The sequence below is a fragment of the Halodesulfovibrio marinisediminis DSM 17456 genome, from assembly GCF_900129975.1.
In the GTDB taxonomy this organism is placed as follows: domain Bacteria; phylum Desulfobacterota; class Desulfovibrionia; order Desulfovibrionales; family Desulfovibrionaceae; genus Halodesulfovibrio; species Halodesulfovibrio marinisediminis.
This window is the reverse complement of record NZ_FSRG01000004.1, coordinates 146,834-166,248: the sequence shown is the minus strand read 5'-3', so window position 1 is coordinate 166,248 and position 19,415 is coordinate 146,834. Positions and strand designations below refer to the sequence as shown.

The 19,415-nt window shown below is 46.1% G+C and carries 15 protein-coding genes; 5 read left to right on the top strand and 10 right to left on the bottom strand.

Features of this window, described 5'->3' with window-relative positions; all coding sequences use genetic code 11:
• Window positions 1–8: 8 nt before the first annotated feature.
• The 4 genes from BUR09_RS05320 to BUR09_RS05305 all read right to left on the bottom strand — a co-directional run bounded on the left by BUR09_RS05320 (window position 9) and on the right by BUR09_RS05305 (window position 4,251).
• The gene (locus tag BUR09_RS05320) at window positions 9–335 is read right to left on the bottom strand and encodes a P-II family nitrogen regulator (RefSeq protein WP_074215922.1); all 327 of its coding nucleotides are present in this window, start codon (window positions 333–335) and stop codon (window positions 9–11) included.
• An 18-nt stretch (window positions 336–353) separates the two neighbouring features.
• Window positions 354–1,724 carry an ammonium transporter gene (locus BUR09_RS05315; RefSeq protein ID WP_074215921.1) on the bottom strand — a complete coding sequence of 457 codons (1,371 nt, stop codon included), beginning with the start codon at window positions 1,722–1,724 and terminating at the stop codon, window positions 354–356.
• Between the two features lie 373 nt (window positions 1,725–2,097).
• Window positions 2,098–3,240 carry an NADP-dependent isocitrate dehydrogenase gene (icd, locus tag BUR09_RS05310; RefSeq protein WP_074215920.1) on the bottom strand — a complete coding sequence of 381 codons (1,143 nt, stop codon included), beginning with the start codon at window positions 3,238–3,240 and terminating at the stop codon, window positions 2,098–2,100.
• A gap of 231 nt (window positions 3,241–3,471) precedes the next feature.
• The gene (locus tag BUR09_RS05305) at window positions 3,472–4,251 is read right to left on the bottom strand and encodes a DsbA family protein (RefSeq protein ID WP_074215919.1); all 780 of its coding nucleotides are present in this window, start codon (window positions 4,249–4,251) and stop codon (window positions 3,472–3,474) included.
• Between the two features lie 405 nt (window positions 4,252–4,656).
• Between BUR09_RS05305 and asnS the strand changes: the two genes are divergently transcribed.
• Entirely contained in the window at window positions 4,657–6,042 is a 1,386-nt protein-coding gene (gene asnS, locus BUR09_RS05300; RefSeq protein WP_074215918.1) for an asparagine--tRNA ligase, read from the top strand.
• A gap of 217 nt (window positions 6,043–6,259) precedes the next feature.
• Here asnS and BUR09_RS05295 read toward each other — a convergent pair whose 3' ends face one another.
• Window positions 6,260–7,492: an OmpP1/FadL family transporter gene (locus BUR09_RS05295; protein ID WP_084539347.1), complete on the bottom strand. Its 1,233-nt coding sequence runs from the start codon at window positions 7,490–7,492 to the stop codon at window positions 6,260–6,262.
• A 490-nt stretch (window positions 7,493–7,982) separates the two neighbouring features.
• On the opposite strand from BUR09_RS05295, the gene BUR09_RS05290 reads away from it, so the two are divergent.
• Entirely contained in the window at window positions 7,983–9,197 is a 1,215-nt protein-coding gene (locus BUR09_RS05290; RefSeq protein ID WP_074215917.1) for an L-serine ammonia-lyase, read from the top strand.
• Between the two features lie 64 nt (window positions 9,198–9,261).
• Here the strand turns inward: BUR09_RS05290 and BUR09_RS05285 are convergent, their stop codons facing one another.
• The 3 genes from BUR09_RS05285 to BUR09_RS05275 all read right to left on the bottom strand — a co-directional run bounded on the left by BUR09_RS05285 (window position 9,262) and on the right by BUR09_RS05275 (window position 11,568).
• Window positions 9,262–9,630, bottom strand: a complete 369-nt coding sequence (locus tag BUR09_RS05285) for a SpoIIAA family protein (RefSeq protein WP_074215916.1) — start codon at window positions 9,628–9,630, stop codon at window positions 9,262–9,264.
• 7 nt (window positions 9,631–9,637) lie between these two features.
• Entirely contained in the window at window positions 9,638–10,270 is a 633-nt protein-coding gene (locus BUR09_RS05280) for a tetratricopeptide repeat protein (protein ID WP_074215915.1), read from the bottom strand.
• Between the two features lie 230 nt (window positions 10,271–10,500).
• The gene (locus BUR09_RS05275; RefSeq protein WP_074215914.1) at window positions 10,501–11,568 is read right to left on the bottom strand and encodes a M24 family metallopeptidase; all 1,068 of its coding nucleotides are present in this window, start codon (window positions 11,566–11,568) and stop codon (window positions 10,501–10,503) included.
• A gap of 262 nt (window positions 11,569–11,830) precedes the next feature.
• On the opposite strand from BUR09_RS05275, the gene BUR09_RS05270 reads away from it, so the two are divergent.
• Entirely contained in the window at window positions 11,831–12,598 is a 768-nt protein-coding gene (locus BUR09_RS05270; RefSeq protein ID WP_074215913.1) for an exodeoxyribonuclease III, read from the top strand.
• A 357-nt stretch (window positions 12,599–12,955) separates the two neighbouring features.
• On the opposite strand, the gene hisF is transcribed toward BUR09_RS05270, so the two are convergent.
• Window positions 12,956–13,735 (bottom strand): imidazole glycerol phosphate synthase subunit HisF, encoded by a 780-nt coding sequence (gene hisF / locus BUR09_RS05265; protein ID WP_074215912.1) that lies wholly within the window; start codon window positions 13,733–13,735, stop codon window positions 12,956–12,958.
• Window positions 13,725–14,366: an imidazole glycerol phosphate synthase subunit HisH gene (gene hisH, locus BUR09_RS05260; protein WP_074215911.1), complete on the bottom strand. Its 642-nt coding sequence runs from the start codon at window positions 14,364–14,366 to the stop codon at window positions 13,725–13,727. Before hisH ends, hisF begins: the two co-directional genes overlap by 11 nt.
• 387 nt (window positions 14,367–14,753) lie before the next feature.
• Between hisH and carB the strand changes: the two genes are divergently transcribed.
• Window positions 14,754–17,990, top strand: coding sequence for a carbamoyl-phosphate synthase large subunit (gene carB / locus BUR09_RS05255; protein ID WP_074215910.1), 3,237 nt, complete (start codon window positions 14,754–14,756; stop codon window positions 17,988–17,990).
• Window positions 17,991–18,018: 28 nt separating this feature from the next.
• Complete coding sequence (gene purF / locus BUR09_RS05250) at window positions 18,019–19,404, top strand: amidophosphoribosyltransferase (protein WP_074215909.1); 1,386 nt, start codon at window positions 18,019–18,021, stop codon at window positions 19,402–19,404.
• Window positions 19,405–19,415: the final 11 nt, after the last annotated feature.

Sequence of the window (19,415 nt, the reverse complement as noted above, 5' to 3'; positions counted from 1 at the left end):
TACTTCTTCTAAAGCGCCTCACCGGTTCGAATTCGTCTGACACCATGGATGTTTTGAAAGTAAATGATGCCGTCGCCTTCTGTTTCCGTTCGAGCGCCGGTTTCAATAGCAGTAATAGCGTCGTTAAGCCGTTCTTCATGAACAACAAGTTCAATGCGTAATTTTTTAAGAAGGTTTACTTCTTCGGTTACGCCTCGATAGGTTTCTGTAAATCCTTTCTGCTGTCCGCTTCCAAGAATATTGGTTACAGACAATCCGAAAAGCTCTCTGGCGAACAACTCCTGCTTAACCTGCGGGAGACATTCCGGTCTGATAAAAGCAACGACGTTTTTCATTGTTTTTCTCCAATCAGGTTATTCGACACTGAAAATCTGGAATCCGTTGTAGGCTTCTGCCCCGTGTTCGGTAATATCCAGTCCCTTAATTTCTTCAACGCGACTTACGCGCAGCCCGACAAGGCTATCTACAAATTTAAAACATACGGTACCGACGCCGAATGCCCATGCAAAAAAGACGACAACACCTAACAGCTGCACTCCGAACTGAGACAGATCTCCGTTATAGAAAAACCCAGTTACAGAGCCAAAATCTGGGGAGGCAAATAATCCTACACTCAGTGTACCAATGGCACCGCAGACGCCGTGAACAGAAATAGCACCAACAGGATCATCCACACACAGCACGGTATCAATAAACTCAACGGCTACTACGACTGCTACGCCACAAATGCCGCCAACGAGAATTGCACCGAATGGTGAAAGTTCACTACAACCTGCTGTTACGCCAACCAGTCCGGCAAGGATGCCGTTCATTGTCATGGATGCTTCCGGCTTACCGAAGCGAATCCAGACAGTTATCATAGCAGCTATCATCCCTGCACAGCCTGCAAGGCTGGTATTGAGGGCAATATACCCAATACTTCCGTCTGCCATAGTTGTTGATCCGGCGTTAAATCCGAACCATCCAAACCAAAGGATAAACACACCAAGACCAGCCATAGGCACATTGTGACCAAGAATTGCACGAGATTTTTTATCCGGCATATACTTACCGATTCGAGGTCCTACAGCCATGGCACCAGCCAGAGCAAGCCAGCCACCAAGAGAATGAACTACTGTTGATCCCGCAAAATCAACAAAACCGAGAGATTCGAGCCAGCCTGCATTACCGGTGAGCCCGCCCCATGCCCAGTGACCGGAAATAGGATAGATCAATCCGGTCGCGAGCATGCTGATCATAATATACGCCTGAAATTTTGTACGTTCAGCAACACTGCCTGAAACGATCGTTGCCGCGGTTGCAGCAAATACAGACTGGAAGAACCAGAATGTAATATCAAAATCTCTTGCAGGAGAAGGAGCATCGATAAACGAAAGGAAGAACCCGTCCGTTCCGAACATCCCCATAAAGTCTCCGCCAAACATCAACCCATAACCAAAAACAAGGAACAGCATAGTACCAACGGCAAAATCCAGCATATTCTTCATCAGAATATTACCCGCGTTCTTTGATCGGGTTAACCCGCACTCAACCAATGTGAATCCGGCCTGCATAAACATCACAAGCATGGCAGCGAGCAGAGTCCATACTATGTTCGCGTTTGTTTGTGTCAGATACACCGCCTCATCTTCCGCATGTGCTAACGTTGCGCTTACGCCAAGCGCTAAAACTGTCATTGTTACAACTACCCCATTTCGGGACAACATGCTTTTGCACACAGACATAGTAACCTCCTGCTTTAACGATTTTGCTTTGAATAAAGCAGGCTCTGTGCCAAAAACGTAACTACCTGTTTTTACTACATCGCTATTTTTAGTGTTTTACAATTTTGTAAATTTTGTCTATTTTGAATAGCTTTTTTCTGTCCATATTTACAAAATTGTTAAAAACGAAATTTTTGCTTTTCTTAAAAAAAACTTCTGACAACCAAATAAGCGATGCTTTTGGGGGCTGGTTGCAGCGACAGTTTTCCAAGAAACGAAAAATCATAACACCACCCCATCCTTTGTTTTTGAAAAAACATCGATGGCAACCATAAAAAAAAGGGCGGCCTCCAGTGAGACCACCCTTTTTCGTATTATGTCTAGATAGATACGACTACAAGAGGCTTCCCACCAGTTCACCGAATGCTTTACAACCGACCGTCTTAGCGTTTTCCATCTGGCTTGCGAGGTCGCAGGTCACTGTTTTTGCAGAGATAGCTTTGGTTACAGCATTATGAATAGAATCCGCTGCTTCAGTCCAACCAATATGCTCGAGCATCATTGCACCGGATAGAATAAGGCTGCCAGGGTTTGCCATGTCTTTACCGGCAATCGTCGGAGCCGTGCCGTGAGTTGCCTCAAAGAAAGCAAGATTGTCAGACATATTCACGCCCGGTGCCAAACCAAGGCCCCCAACCTGCGCTGCAAGTGCATCAGAAAGGTAGTCACCATTGAGGTTAGTGGTAGCAAGTACAGAGTACTGTTCAGGTCGAATAAGTGCTTCCTGGAACATTGCATCAGCAATGCGGTCTTTTACAATCACTTTGCCTTCTGCAGGAGCATCTTCAGTTGTGGTCTGCGCAGCAAACTCTTCAGCAGCAACATCATAGCCCCACTGGCGGAAACCGCCTTCGGTGTATTTCATGATGTTCCCTTTGTGCACGAGAGTTACACTAGGCTTGCCGTGTGCCACTGCAAATTCCAACGCTTTACGCACAAGGCGCTTAGAGCCGTTCGGAGTAATCGGCTTTAAGCCAACACCTGCTGTAGGATTCACAGTAACGCCAAGCTCATCGCGGAAAAATTCGATAAGGCGCTTTGCTTCGTCACTGCCGGACTCAAATTCGATACCAGCGTAAACGTCTTCAGTATTTTCACGGAACACAACCATATCAACAAGATCCGGACGCTTTACCGGTGACATAATGCCATCGTAGTAGCGGATAGGACGAATACAAGCGTATAAGTCGAGCGTCTGTCTCATGGTAACATTAAGACTACGGAATCCTTTACCTACAGGAGTCATAAGCGGGCCTTTAATGGCAAGCTCTGCATTCTGCAATGTAGTTAACGTATCCTGCGGAAGGTATTCACCAGTCTCGTTAAATGCCTTTTCTCCGGCGAGAAGCTCCTTAAACTCCAAGGAACGTTCGTTACCGTACGCTTTTTCAATCGCAGCTGTAAGAACCGGACGTGCGGCTGCCCACACTTCCTTGCCGATCCCGTCGCCTTCGATAAAATACACTGTTTTCTGCACGGATGAACTCTCCTTGTACATGCTAAAAATCTAATTCGAAACGGGACGATAGCCTGAACGCCATCAACTTTGCAAGCGCTCAAACCCCACTATTTTACTGTTTTTGCTTAATATCGCCATTTTCTTACAATTCTGTCATTGTGAACTATGTACAAAAAAAGCCCCTGAGCAACATTCTCAGAGGCTTTTTATATTCAACAGCTGACGCTTTTCTAACCGGTTTACGCAACGCTACTTTTTGTTTTCGTAATCCAGAGCAATCTCAACAGCTTCAGAGTAAAGATCAAGCGGCAATGCGCCACGAATAAGAATATTATTTACGAGAAAATACGGAGTGCCTTCAAGTTCAAGCGCCTTGGCATCTGCCATATCTTCCTCAATAAGAGCATTCACTGACTCTGTACGTGCTTCTTTTGCAAGTTTTTCAGGATCAAGCCCTACTTTTTTTGCAACTTTCTTCATAAACGGCTCACCCTCAGCAATCAGGGTCTCGCGATTCGCAAAAAACTCATCGTACAACTTCCACGCTTTTTCAGAGTCAAAATTATTCGCAGCAACAAAATACTGCGAAGCTAAACGTGCATTTTCGTGCGATGCAAGCGGGTAGTTCTTAAAAACAAAGCGTACGGTCTTGCCGTAATGCGACATAAGACTATTCAAGGTAAACGCAGCACGTTCGCAGTAAGGACATGTGAAGTCAGAAAATGCGACAATAGTCACTGGAGCATCTTCATTGCCACGGATTGCGCGATCATTAAGCGCAACGTCTTTAGGAACAGCAACATCCTGCTTCCACTGCGCCTTCATGACAGCAATTTTCGCCTTAGAGTTACCTTCACGCAGGGCCATGAGCACCTGTTCGCTATTCTCACGAATAATATTAAGCAAAATGTCCGGGTTCTCACGCAGTATGGATTCTACTTGAGCTTTCAATTCAGGGGTACCAGCAGAAACATTCTGCGGAATAAGGAGCAGCAGTGCGAATACTGCCATAAGAATTCTTTGAACCATGCGTCCTCCGGACCGGTCTTTCAGAAGGTTAAGATGCATAAAAAGAATCGTCGTGACAGGCGAGTCAATGTATGTTTGAACTAGATATCAAACCAAGATTTTTTGTACTTTTTGCCCCAAGCTGTTGCAAGTACGCAAGCCCTTTCTTTTTACATTGATACAAAATTTTCCGCATCGGGGTTGTTCTCTGCTCACGCGATAACTGTGTTACCTTTTCCCAGGATAATAAAAACACAGTGATTATTTTAATTTCAGACAGTCAAAACGCTTAACCCCATCTTCATAACTGCCAGTAATATCAAATTGCAGTGGACTTGCAAGTCAGTTATAGAGCTTCAATACCAAGTAATTAACGATACCGATATGGTATTGTATATCGTTATCCGACTGTAAGGAGACAGGGAAATGCGTAGAACACCCATTGTTGATGCATTGCAGGCAGAAGAGGCAACCAAAGAAATCAAAATTTGCGGTTGGGTGCGTACCCGTCGTGATGCAAAGGGCTTTTCATTTCTTGAGATGAATGACGGCTCTTGCCTTAAGAACCTGCAAGTTATTGTCGACGAATCCGTACCGACCTATGAGATCATCAAAGATATAACCACTGGTGCAGCTGTTGAACTGCTTGGTGAACTTGTACCATCTCCAGGTAAAGGACAGAAATGGGAAGTTCGCGCTACAGAACTCAAGCTGCTCGGCACCGCTGACGCAGAAGATTTTCCATTACAGAAAAAACGTCATTCTGACGAATTCCTTCGTCAGATCGCACACCTTCGTGCACGTACCAACAAATACGGTGCAGCATTCCGCATTCGCTCCGAAGCAGCATTCGCCGTACACAAATTTTACCGCGACAAAGGCTTCTTTAACGTACACACACCAATCCTTACCGGTTCCGACTGCGAAGGTGCCGGCGAAATGTTCCGCGTATCCACACTACCTGCTACTGGCGTAGAAGCACCTAAAGAAGGTTCTGTTTTTGAAGATGACTTCTTCGGTCGTGAGGCAAACCTCACCGTATCCGGTCAGCTCGAAGCTGAGCTTCTGGCAATGGGACTTGGTAAAGTGTACACCTTCGGCCCAACCTTCCGTGCTGAAAACTCCAACACTCCACGCCATGCTGCCGAGTTCTGGATGATTGAACCGGAAGTTGCCTTTGCAGACAATGAAGACAACATGGACCTTGCGGAAGAAATGACCAAGTATGTGGTAAAACACATTCTGGAAAACTGCCCTGATGACATCGAACTCTTCGCTAAATTCGTCGACAAAGAGCTCATGGGTCGCCTTGAAAACATCATTAACGAGCCATTTGCACGCGTAAGCTACACAGAAGCAATCGAATTACTCTCCGCTACCAAGAAAAAATGGGAATTCCCTGTTGAGTGGGGAATCGACCTTCAAACCGAACACGAGCGCTACCTTGCAGAAGAGCACTTCAAGAAGCCTGTAATCGTGTACGACTACCCAAAAGACATCAAAGCGTTCTACATGCGTCTTAACGACGATGGTAAAACCGTTGCCGCTATGGACGTTCTCGTTCCGCGCATCGGCGAACTCATCGGCGGTTCACAACGTGAAGAGCGCATGGATGTGCTTCTTGAGCGTATCAACGAAATGGGTCAGAACCCTGAAGACTACTGGTGGTACACCGATCTTCGTCGCTTCGGTTCCGCACCGCACGCAGGCTTCGGTATGGGCTTCGAACGTCTCCTCATGCTCGTCACAGGCATCACCAACATTCGCGACGTTATCCCATTCCCGCGCACACCACAGCATATCGAATTCTAAGGTGTTCTACACTAAAAGCGAAGTGCCTCCGGCGGCTTAAGAACCCTTTTTAGGAAAAGGGCTTCTTAAGAATCTCCTAAAACCTTTACTCACGAGGTCATCAGCACGCTGCTACGCAGCTTCACGGCTTATGCCTCACTACCTTTCTTCAAATATAAGAGGGCTGTCCTAATTAATTAGGACAGCCCTCTTTTTCTATTGTATTAGGGATGATGCATTAGAACTTGTAGCCAACAGTCAGGCCAACAATATGTGCATCACCATCTTTGAATTTCGCATCCTGAATGTATGGATCTGCACTTGAGTCTTTCACTGTCACATGACCGGAGCGATCAGAAATAAACAAGTAGTTGTAACTCGCATCAACAGTCCAATGTTCATTATGCCAGCCCAAACCTACACCAACAATCTGACGATCGTTAGCTGGAACCATGTAACTCAGATGGCTACTGTTAAGTGGAGATTCATCGTATACATAGCTAGCACGTAAGTCCCAGTTCTCAGTAAGATTATACTCTGCACCAATGTTGTAACGCCAAGTATCTTTGTACTGACTAGACTTAGTATATGGTCCACCTGCAAAATCAACCTTAAGTTCTTCGTAACTGCTCCATCCAATCCAGGTTGCACCTACTTCCACACTTAATTTATCCATTGGTTTCAAATTAATACCAAAACCAATCTGCTGAGGCAGGGTAATTTTGCCGGACGCATCAGTATCTTTCTTCGTCACGCCTCCATAGGTCATTTTTATCTTGCCTTCTACATTCTGAGTCACCTCAGAGCGATAGCTGGCACCTAAAGAAAGCCAGTCCGTCCACTGGTAACGCATACCGAGAGCCAAACCTGCCCCCCAGCTATCACCACCCATTTCTGTATCAAGATAGACATGATTCAATGGATGACCTGTCTTTTTCTTCAACTCAAAGTCGAACCACATGATTTCTGGTCCGATAGCGATGGCGAAATTGTCAGTGACTTTGTAGCCAATAAGCGGGTTGATGGAGACAGTCTTAATACCAACCTTGTACACATCAGATGCACCAGGCCAGTTTTTATCAAACTCTGTACCAAGACCAAAGCGAGAAAATACGCCCATGCCCACGTAAATTTGATCATTTACAGCATGAGTTACGTATAGATGCGGCATAGTCCACAATGTACTTTTACCATCGTAAGAGCCAGCATCTGAAGCAGGAGATTCAATATCTACTGTTGCTTGCGGATAAATTCCTGAAGCACCGATAGCAATCTGTGTTCCATCAAGCTGTGTTAACTGTGCAGGGTTAAGAGCAATAGAAGACGGATCTGCTTTACCAGCCATTACAGAGTTACCGAGTGCGTTAGCACGAGCACTGAACTCATAAATACCAAAACCAGCCGCCTGAACAGAAACAGCAGCTAACACCATAGAACAAATAGCAATAAGTTGGATTACACGACGAGTCACATTCTCTCCTAATGTGAGTTGAGGATGCAGCAACCGTTCCCCTTGAGTTGCCTAACCAATCGTGTGTCCCTCGTTCAATTCAGTCGTTTTTTAAAAATTGAAGTAGCACTCACCTAATAGCTAGACCCATTATTTGCAAGCAAAATCAAGCAATTAGACATGCGCAAACACTATAGAACACAACTGCAAACACTCATAAGGGTATCACTCACTCAACCGCAAAAAAGAGTATTCATGCATTTTTTAGGACTAATACTATTAGCTCAATCAGTATCCACTTTCCAATACAGAGTAAACAGTGTTCAGCTATTTTAGTTAGATAGAAAAAACGTTCGAGAAAAGCTTGCGTCTCAGCCGAGATTTTGATTGTGTGCAAGACACTGGTGCTGAACACAGAAAATTGTTTTCTTGCAAATGTAAAAAATTGTTAACCCGCAATGTTGGGGTCGAGCGGCAGACAATTCTACATTTGAGATGGAGATGAACTGTAATGAAATCCATTCGTGAATTGTACAGAATTGGTGTCGGACCTTCTTCTAGCCATACAATGGGCCCAAAACGGGCTGCAGAGCTGTTTTTACAGCAATACACACATGCTGACAGGTATGTTGTGCACCTGTACGAAAGCCTTGCAGCTACTGGCAAAGGGCATCTTACAGACCAGGCTGTGCTAGAAGTACTTGGCAAGGAGTATACAACAATTAGATGGCATCCTGAAAAATGTTTGCCGGAACATCCAAACGCAATGACATTTGAAGCGTTTGATGAACAAGGGGAACTGTTAGGTTCCCGCACTTTCTTCAGCGTAGGCGGCGGAGCAATCCGCGAACTTGGGCAAGAAGATAAAGAAAGTGAGAGCGTTTACCCGCTCACGACAGTAAAAGAAATTATGGAGTACTGTTCGCAAAAAGGCATCACGTACTGGGAATATGTAGTGGAATGCGAAGGGGAAACTATTTTTGATTTTCTGGAAACTGTCTGGGAAACAATGGAAAACGCAGTAACACGCGGCCTTGACAACCAAGGTGTATTACCGGGGTCTATCGGGCTTAGCAGACAGGCATGGCGCTTCTACAGACGATGCCGCAATGCCTCTGATGACATGCAGCAAACAGGGCTTATTACAGCCTATGCACTTGCTGTATCAGAAGAAAACGCAGGTGGCGGCATTATCGTCACCTCACCTACATGCGGCGCTAGTGGCGTTGTTCCAGCAGTTCTCTATTACTTGCAGGAACAACAACAGCTGAAACGTCGTGACATTCTGCAGGCACTCGCAACCGCAGGTCTATTCGGTAATGTCATTAAATTTAATGGCTCAATTTCCGGTGCAGAAGTAGGTTGTCAGGGCGAGGTCGGTTCCGCATGCGCAATGGCAGCAGGTGCTGCCGCAGAATTACTAGGCGGAACAGTACGGCAAATTGAATACGCAGCAGAAATGGGGCTAGAGCACCACTTAGGGCTTACCTGTGACCCTGTTGACGGTTTGGTGCAGATTCCTTGCATCGAACGTAATGCTTGCGCTGCCACACGTGCACTTTCCTGTGCGCAAATGGCTATTCTTTCTGACGGCACACACCACATCACTTTTGATGAGGTTGTGCACGTTATGAAACAAACAGGACATGACCTTCCAAGCTTGTACCGCGAAACCTCCACCGGAGGACTCGCCAAAGCATACGCAGGGCGAAGTCGTAACAAGTAAAAAAAGGCTGCCCCGATTCGTCGGGACAGCCCTTTTTTCTTTCTTAATAACAAATTGGGTCAAATTAAGTCGGCTCACTTTCCAACCATTTTTTAGCAAACTCGTATTCGCCTTCAACAAACATTTTCGCCTCAAATGGCATCAATGGTAGAATATATCTGGCACCTTTGTGCATCCAAGTAAGATCAGTTACAATTGCAATTTTATTCCACGAAAACAAATGCCTGACTCCAAAAAGTGCATCTGTTGCCACTGCACCCGCTGAGTATTCTGTACCCTCAGTAAAGTGCATAAAGCAATTCACCTTGTCATGTGTCTTCAATATCTCTTTTACACGTGGAATAATAACTTCTTGGTAATCTTTATGAGTAATTTCACCTTCGGATTCAACAGCAAGTGTTGAGTCATCAAATCCTTCCAAAAGCTTTAACATGCCTACCTCACTTGTGCACCGACGGCTTAGGGAGCATATCAATATGTTCTGTCATTATGGGCTCCCACGTTGCTGCCAGTGTATCAGCTTCAAGAATCTCTTCATCAGTCATATGCTGTGAGAGAACTTCTGCATTACGTCTAGCCTTACTGCTTCCACCTGATGCAGCAAGTCTAAACCATTTCAATGCTTCTATTGAATTCCGTTCTACACCTTCACCGTTGCCGTACATAACACCTAAATTAGTCTGTGCTGCTGCATGGCCCTGGTTTGCAGCCATTGTATACCATTTTACGGCCACTGCTAAATCTTTTTCTACGCCGAAGCCAGCTTCATAAGCGGCACCAACACCAAACTGTGCATTAGGATGTCCATTTTCTGCGGCACGGGTCAGCCAATATATTGTTTTAGAAGTATCTTTCTCAACGCCTTGTCCCAAATGATATAATACAGCCAAATTAAACTGGGACTGCGGATCACCTTCCGAAGCCATTGAACTAATACATTGATACGCTTCATCATACTGGGCGGAGAAATAAAATTTATCACATTCCTGCTGAGTATATTCTGCCGAAGCTGACGATACGCTGAGCAAACACAAGCATAAAACCAGTGCGAAACATTGAACTGTCTTTGTCATATCAAGCCCTCCCGTGGCCATGAACAAGAACCTATTCTAGTACGCACAATTGTAGCACTCTGGATAAAACGGGACGTTTATAAACCAAGTTATGGATGGGATAACTGAACAGACTCAAGAGCCCGTCAGGGTTGAAAAAAAGCCCGCGGCACCTAAAAGGTATCGCGAGCTTTATAAAGTCTAGAAAACTAATTGAAACAATATGGTATGCGTTTGAAGCATGCTATCCGTTACATTCGTTCAACACCATTTTCCGTTACCAGAACCATATGCTCCCAACGGATGCCACCCCATTCCGGATAGTATAGTCCCGGCTCGGCAGTAACGACCATTCCTGGTTTCAAGACAGCATCAGAACGAGAGTTTACAGACGGTGCTTCATGTGTCTCCAAACCAATTCCGTGCCCAAGAGAATGGGTAAAGAATTCCTCAACACCTACATCTTTAAAAACTTTAACCGCAACAGCATGTGCCTCTTTCACAGGCATGCCCGGCTCCATTGATGCAATGGCTACATCCTGTGCTTTACGGACAAATTCCATAGTCCGCTTAAACTCATCAGTCGGGTTGGAACCAACCCAAATAGTTCGAGTCTGGTCAGAGCAGTAGTCATTCAGGCGACAACCAACATCAATAAGCACTGGACTATCTTCAGTAATGACAGTGTCTCCCGGAATTGCATGCGGTAGCGCAGCGTTTGGCCCTACAGCAACAATTGATGAAAACGCCAGTTCGCTTGCACCATTCTCACGGAAAAACTTCTCAATATCCCAAGCAACAGCTCGCTCAGTACGTCCAGGTAGACAGACAGAAGGAACCCACTGCATAAGCTTATGGTTCAAAGCACACGCTTCTCTGAGGCACGCAATCTCATGCTCGTCCTTAATCATTCGAAGCTCTTCTACAAGTCCGTCGCCCTCCACACACTGAAATCCATCAACTAATGATTTCTGGAACGCATACGGAATAGTGCGGGCTTCAAAACCAACAGTCATATATCCAAGCTTCTTAATATGCTCATTAATAGCATTCGCAGCATTTGCACCGTAAATAAAAATACATGACGGGTCCCACAGACGCTTTGCGGCATCCCAGTAGCGAGGATCAGTAAACAACCAGTCTCTTCCATCCTTAGTAATCAGGAGATAACCAGCGTATTCGTTCTTCTGTCCGTCATGCAGTTCAAAACTGGATAAGTAATAGCGATTTGCTTCGTGGCTGATAAAAAGAGCATCAATACCCTTTTTATCCATAAGTAAACGTAATTTCTCGCGCCTTGCTTCGCATACCTGAATCATAATCTACCAGTCTCCTTCAAAAAGGAATTTCAAAACAAGAGAAAACAGACTCTAACCAGCATAAAAACAAGCCCGTCTATGCTAGTGATATCAAGACGTTTTATAAAAGTGAGCCTGTTCTTTTTAGTAAGTTAAGCTGGCAGCATATACCTGCCTCTTATATGAAGCAACGACTACTAATCAGTAACAATTCCTAATTGACGACATTTATACACTACGCTACCTTCTGACCTGCAAATTTTACCAGCTTAAGGAAATAGAAATGAAGCTTACTTCTTGGAATGTTAACGGGTTTCGAGCCATACAAAAAAAGCCCGAATGGCAATGGTTCAAAGAAAATGATGCAGACGTGGTTGGCTTACAGGAAACCAAAGCAATGCCGGATCAGATTGCCGAAGAAGATAGGCATCCTGAAGGGCTTTACAGCTACTGGCTTGGATCCAGCGTAAAAAAAGGATACTCCGGCACTGCCGTTTTTTCTAAGATCAAACCTCTCAGCGTAAGTTACGATCTTCCCGACACCAAGTATCAGGGGGAAGGACGGGTAATTCACCTTGAATTCGAACAATTCCACTATTTCAACATCTACTTCCCGAATGGACAGGCAGGCGACGAGCGACTTGAATACAAGCTTGGTTTTTATGACTCCTTCCTTGAGCATGCAGAAGAACTGCGCAAAACCAAGCCAATTGTAGTCTGTGGCGACTTCAACACTGCACACAAGCCTGTCGATCTCGCGCGACCAAAACAAAACGAGGGAACTTCGGGCTTCTTACCTATCGAACGCGCATGGCTCGATAAATTTGTAAAGGCTGGCTACATAGACACCTTCCGTCATGTTAATCCGGACACTAAAGACAAATATTCGTGGTGGTCTTACCGCTTCAGCGCCCGCAAAAACAATACAGGGTGGCGTATCGACTACTTCTTTGTCTCTGAAGAACTAAAAGATGCCATCAAAGATGCATGGATCGAAGATACCCAGCTCGGCTCCGACCACTGCCCTGTCTGGCTTGAACTAGATATCTAGCTCCCTGCAGCGACGGCATTTTCCTGCAAGATGACGTCGGCGACCCTGCGGGGCTTGCCTCCGGCGGCTGGGCTGAAAACTTTGAAAAGTTTTCCCCCAGACCCCCTTTCAAACTTTTTTGACTTACGAGTACTTTTTTCTCTGATAGATGCCTCGCGGCTTACATTCCACTACCTTTCCCAAAAACATAAAAGGGCTGCCCTATTAGTTAGGACAGCCCTTATTTCATTATTTAAGTCAGCAAATTAAAGCCGCGTGAAAAGTCAATTAACGGGCGCTATTCGCTTAATAAAGGTTTCTGGAGATTCTTAAGAACCTCTTGCAAGAGGTTCTTAAGCCGCCGGAGGCAATACCAGCTTACCAACTCATGCGCATTTTAGCGCCCATGGCAGACATCTGACGCTTGAGCTCAGGAATGGTATATTCACCGTAGTGTACAATTGATGCGATAAGCGCAGCTGTTGCTTTGCCTTTGGTCACGGCATCGTACATGTGCTGTGGGTTACCCGCACCGCCGGAGGCGATGATCGGAATGTTTACAGCTTCTGCAATGGTACTGGTAAGATTCAACTCATAACCGTCCTTAGTACCATCTGCATCAATAGAGTTAACACAGATTTCACCGGCACCGAGAGCTTCAGCTGTTTTTGCCCATTCAATTGCATCCATATTCATGTGCTTTCTGCCACCATGAATAACAATTTCATAACCGGATGGAATGTCTGCGGTTACTGGAACCTGCTTTACGTCCATACCGAGTACGATTGCCTGATTTCCGAAACGTGCTGCACCCTCACTGATAATGTCAGGATTTTTAACGGCACCGGAGTTCACGGAAACCTTCTCTGCACCGGCGTTAAGGGCATCACGCATATCCTGCACGGAGTTGATGCCACCGCCTACAGAGAACGGAATAAAGATGGTTGAGGCAACTTTTTCTACGACATCAAGAAAAATTCCGCGTCCTTCATGGGAAGCTGTAATGTCGTAAAATACGATTTCATCGGCACCTTCATCGTAGTATTTTTTAGCAGTTTCTACTGGGTCACCGATGTCAACGTTGCCTTTAAATTTTACACCCTTTGTTAATCTTCCATCACGTACGTCAAGGCACGGAATAATACGTTTACTTAGCATTCGCGGCCTCCTCGCAGTAGTTGTAGAAGTTCTTAATCAAGCGAAGTCCTGCGCGACCGCTTTTTTCCGGATGGAACTGGACTGCCCACAAGCCTGGGCCACCATGAATTGAGCAAAATTCGTAACCGTACTGTGTTGTTGCAATAACGTACTCTGGAGCAGGCTCAGGGAAGTAGGAATGAACAAAATAAAATTCATCATCTTCGCTGATGCCTTTAAGCAGCTCGCATTGTTTCTGCTGCTTAATTTGGTTCCACCCCATATGAGGAACACGAATCGGATCACCGTTCATATCCTTCCATTCCTCATTAAAAAGATTACACTGACCAGGGATGATACCAAGGGTCTTGGTGTTACCTTCCTGACTGTAATCAAGCATAATCTGACAACCAACACAAATACCGAGCAGCGGTTTTCCCTGTTCAATAGCGTCACGAAGTACAGCTTCAAGACCGGAAGCAGCTAATTCTTCCATTGCCTGACCTGCAGCACCGACACCAGGGAAAATAATTCCATGAGCCGCCAACACTTCATCTGGGTTTGCTGTAATTTTATTTGGGATACCAAGGTGATCAAGCGCTCGTTTTACACTTGTCTGGTTCCCCGCTTTGTACTCAAGAATCGCGAGCATGTGAGCGGCCTCCTTATGTAGTAAGATGTTCTACGCTGTATAATTGTAGGGTACAGCAGTAGTTTATGAAGATTCAGCTTTGGGGAGTAACAGGCAGATACGAGAAGAGCAAGTATTTAGGACTCAGCTTGCATTACATTGCCCCACAGGATATATTTTAATCAGCACGTATTTTTTCATTTGCCTTTTGATCTCCGTTAGCGTAAGACACGGAGATTTCTGGCGAGGGCACGAGCTTCATTCCGTACCTTGGCTTACAGGTTGACGGAAATCTCGGACTCTTACGTCATTAATCATGCGGGGCACTTCCCGCTATTTTTATGCCCGACAGTATTTTCTGTCTTCACCGAGAAGGTGCAACCTTTACAACCAGAGATTTTTGCCACCATGCCAAAAAGGACAGATTTAAAGCGCATCATGGTTATTGGCTCCGGACCAATTGTTATTGGTCAGGCTTGTGAGTTTGATTACTCCGGAACTCAGGCTGTTAAAGCCTTGAAAGAAGAAGGGTACGAAGTTGTGTTGGTTAACTCCAACCCAGCTACAATTATGACCGACCCTGAACTTGCCGACCGGACGTACATTGAGCCAATTGAACCTGCAACGGTTGCTGAGATTATTCGAAAAGAGCGACCTTGTGCTCTTCTGCCCACACTTGGCGGTCAGACCGGCTTGAACACTGCGCTTGCAGTGGCAGAGACTGGCGTGCTTGAAGAGTGTGGCGTTGAACTTATCGGGGCAACTAAGTCAGTTATTGAAAAAGCGGAAAGCCGTGAGCTCTTCCGTGAAGCAATGGCAAACATCGGCCTCAGCGTACCTGCTTCTGACATTGCTAGAAGCATGGACGACGTGCGTCGCATCGGCGAAGAAATGAGCTTCCCGATTATTATCCGTCCTGCATTTACCATGGGTGGTAAAGGCGGCGGTATTGCTTACAACATGGAAGACCTTGAGACTATTGCCTCACAGGGTCTTGCAGCGTCTATTCAGTCAGAGTTACTCCTTGAACAGTCCATCATCGGCTGGAAAGAGTACGAAATGGAAGTTATGCGCGATAAAGCAGACAACTGCGTTATCATTTGTTCCATTGAAAACTTTGACCCAATGGGCGTACACACCGGTGACTCCATCACAGTAGCACCAGCACAGACACTTACTGACGTCGAATACCAGAAAATGCGTGACGCCTCTATCGCCATTATGCGTGAAATTGGTGTTGAAACTGGTGGTTCAAACGTACAGTTTGGTGTGAACCCTAAAAACGGCGACCTCGTGGTTATCGAAATGAACCCGCGTGTTTCCCGTTCTTCTGCCCTTGCTTCTAAAGCAACCGGCTTCCCTATTGCTAAAATTGCGGCAAAGCTTGCTGTGGGATACACCCTTGATGAAATCCCTAACGACATTACCCGTGAGACAATGGCTTCTTTCGAACCAACCATTGACTACTGTGTAACCAAGCTGCCTCGCTTTACATTTGAAAAATTCCCTGGCGCACAGGACGAACTGAACACCGCTATGAAGAGCGTTGGTGAAGCTATGTCCATCGGACGTACCTTCAAAGAATCCTTCCAGAAAGGTATGCGCTCTCTTGAAGTTGGTGTTGCTGGATTCGGCAGCGACTACCGTGGCAAGCTTCCTGAACTGGAAGACATCATGGGTCTGCTGCGCACACCGAACTCCAAGCGTGTTTTCGCCCTGCGCCATGCGTTCCTCCTTGGTATGACCATTGAAGAACTGCACGAAATCACCCACATCGATCCATGGTTCCTCCACCAGCTTAAGGACATCATTTCCATGGAAGAAGAGATTAAAGACTTTGGTCTTGCAAACTCTCTTGCTCCTGGAAACGAAGAGCTCAGCGCACTCATGAAACGTGCAAAAGAGTACGGTTTCTCTGACCGTCAGCTTGCTGAAATGTGGAAGCAGCCGGAAACAGCAATCCGTCAGCTGCGTAAAGAACTCGGACTCGAGCCAGTGTACTACCTTGTAGACACCTGTGCTTCCGAATTTGAAGCATACACCCCGTACTACTACTCTACCTACGAAACTGGTAAAGAGATTGAAGTTGCGGACAAGAAAAAAGTAATCATCCTCGGCGGTGGTCCTAACCGTATCGGTCAGGGCATCGAGTTTGACTACTGCTGCTGTCATGCATCCTTCGCACTGCGCGACATGGACGTTCAGTCCATCATGGTTAACTCTAACCCTGAAACAGTTTCTACTGACTACGATACATCTGACCGCCTCTACTTTGAGCCGCTCACTTTTGAAGATGTTATGAACATCGTAGAAATGGAAAAACCGGACGGAGTTATCATTCAGTTCGGCGGCCAGACCCCGCTGAACCTTGCTGTACCGTTATTACGTGCCGGTGTACCAATCCTCGGTACCCATCCGGACTCTATTGACCGTGCAGAAGACCGCGAACGTTTCCAGGCACTCATCAACAAACTTGACCTGATGCAGCCTGCAAACGCGACTGTTATGTCCCTGAGCGAAGCGCGCAAAGCGGCTAGAAAAATCACCTACCCGCTGGTTGTTCGTCCTTCCTACGTACTTGGCGGACGCGCAATGGAAATTGTTTTCGATGAAGAACAGCTTGCTACCTACTTCGATAAATACGTTCCAGCGAACCTCGAGCACCCAATCCTTCTGGACAAGTTCCTCGAAAACGCAACAGAAGTTGACGTAGATGCTATCTGTGACGGCGATGAAGTATACGTTGCCGGCATCATGGAGCACATTGAAGAAGCTGGTATCCACTCCGGCGACTCCGCTTGTGTTCTTCCTCCGCACACCTTGCCTGCAGAAATCGTAGGTGAAATTCGCAGACAGACAATCGAACTCGCTAAAGAGCTTCGCGTTATCGGTCTTATGAACATCCAGTTTGCGGTAAAAGACAATCAGATCTACGTTCTTGAAGTTAACCCTCGAGCCTCCCGAACTGCACCGTTTGTATCTAAAGCAACCGGCGTACCGTTGCCACGTCTGGCTACTCAGGTAATGCTCGGCGAAAAACTTGCTGACCTTGATCCTTGGTCCATGCGCAAACACGGCTACGTATCTGTTAAAGAATCCGTATTCCCATTCTCCCGCTTCCCTGGCGTTGACATCCTGCTTGGGCCTGAAATGCGCTCAACAGGTGAAGTAATGGGTATTGCAAAAACAGTAGAAGAAGCCTTTATGAAAGGACAGGTTGCAACCGGACAGGTTCTGCCTCAGGAAGGTAAAGTCTTCATCTCAGTTAATGATGGCGACAAGGCGTACATTCTGGATGTTGCGAAGCGTTTTGTTGACCTCGGATTCGAAGTACTGGCAACTTCAGGTTCCGCTAAGCTGTTCATAGAAAACGGAATTCCGGCGACAAGAGTTGCAAAAGTGTACGAAGGTCGACCAAACATAGTTGACTTTATTAAGAATGGTGAAGTAGCTCTCCTCTTGAACACGGCTTCTGGTAAACGTACCGTGCAGGACTCCAAGTCAATCAGACAGGCTGCACTGGTATACGGAGTACCATACTCCACAACAGTTTCCGGAGCTCGTGCTATATCTAAGGCTATAGCAGAACAGAGAAACTGCGGACTGAATGTTCAGAGCCTGCAGGAATACTACGCTGGAGAATAATTCTCCATAAAAGGCTGGAAGGGATGCCATGAAACGTGAATATTGTGGTGTGTTCGGGATCTATAATCACGAAGAGGCAGCCCGCCTTACGTACTTTGGTCTATATGCTCAGCAGCATAGAGGACAGGAAAGTGCCGGTATCGTAACATGGGACGGCACTAAGCTTCGTGAAGAACGTGGCATGGGACTTGTTCCCGACGTGTTTAATGAAGAGCACCTCAGCAGAGAACTGAAGGGCGATATCAGTATGGGACATATCCGGTACTCAACTACCGGTGGTTCACGTCTGAGAAACGCTCAGCCATTTATGGTTCAGTACAAAGACCTGCAGCTTGCCATTGCGCACAACGGGAACCTTGTAAACACAATGGAACTGCGCGCTAAACTTGAAGAGAGCGGCTCCATTTTTCAGACCACAATCGACAGTGAAGTCATTGTGCATCTGATAGTTAAACATTTGCGCACAAAACCGCTTGAAGAAGCGGTGCTTGCTGCATGCAAAGAAGCCCAGGGGTCGTACTCCCTTTTGCTTATGGCTAACAATAAGCTTATTGCAGTACGCGACCCGCTCGGAATTCGTCCTTTAGTACTCGGACGTCTCGGAGATTCTCACGTAATCGCATCTGAGACATGCGCATTCGACCTGCTTGAAGCAGAGCTTGTGCGTAATGTTGAGCCGGGAGAAATGATCGTAATGGATGGCAACTCCTTGGAGTCCTACAAAATGGACGTACATGTCGAGAAAAAACGCCATTGCATTTTTGAGCTTATCTACTTCTCCCGCCCAGACTCTCTTGTCTTTGGCGAAAACGTGTATACCTGTCGAAAAGAAATGGGACATCAGCTTGCGCTGGAGTCACATGTGGATGCTGATTTCGTCATGCCGTTCCCCGATTCCGGTATTTACTGTGCTGTGGGCTACGCACAGGAATCCGGTTTACCATACGAGCATGCGATGATTCGAAACCACTACGTAGGTCGAACCTTCATTCAGCCTTCACAGGATATGCGTGATTTTAGCACCCGTGTTAAAATCAACCCTGTAAAAAGCCTGATTAAAGATAAGCGTATTGTTATCGTAGACGACTCCGTTGTTCGCGGTACCACAATTCGCTCCCGTGTTAAGAAACTACGAGAACTTGGAGCAAAGGAAATTCACTTCCGAGTGAGTTGCCCGCCAATCAAGTTCCCATGTTTCTACGGCATCAACTTCTCCTCCAAAGGAGAACTCATTGCTGCCAATAACTCTGTTAAAGAGATTGAAAAATACATCGGTCTGGACAGCCTTCACTACCTTTCTATCGAAGGTCTGCTCAAATCGGTTTCAAGTCCTGATGATTACTGTCTTGCTTGCTTTAACGGGGATTACGCAATCCCTTGTCCGGGCAGCAATTGCGGGTCATGCAGCTGCTAGCTGCAGACACG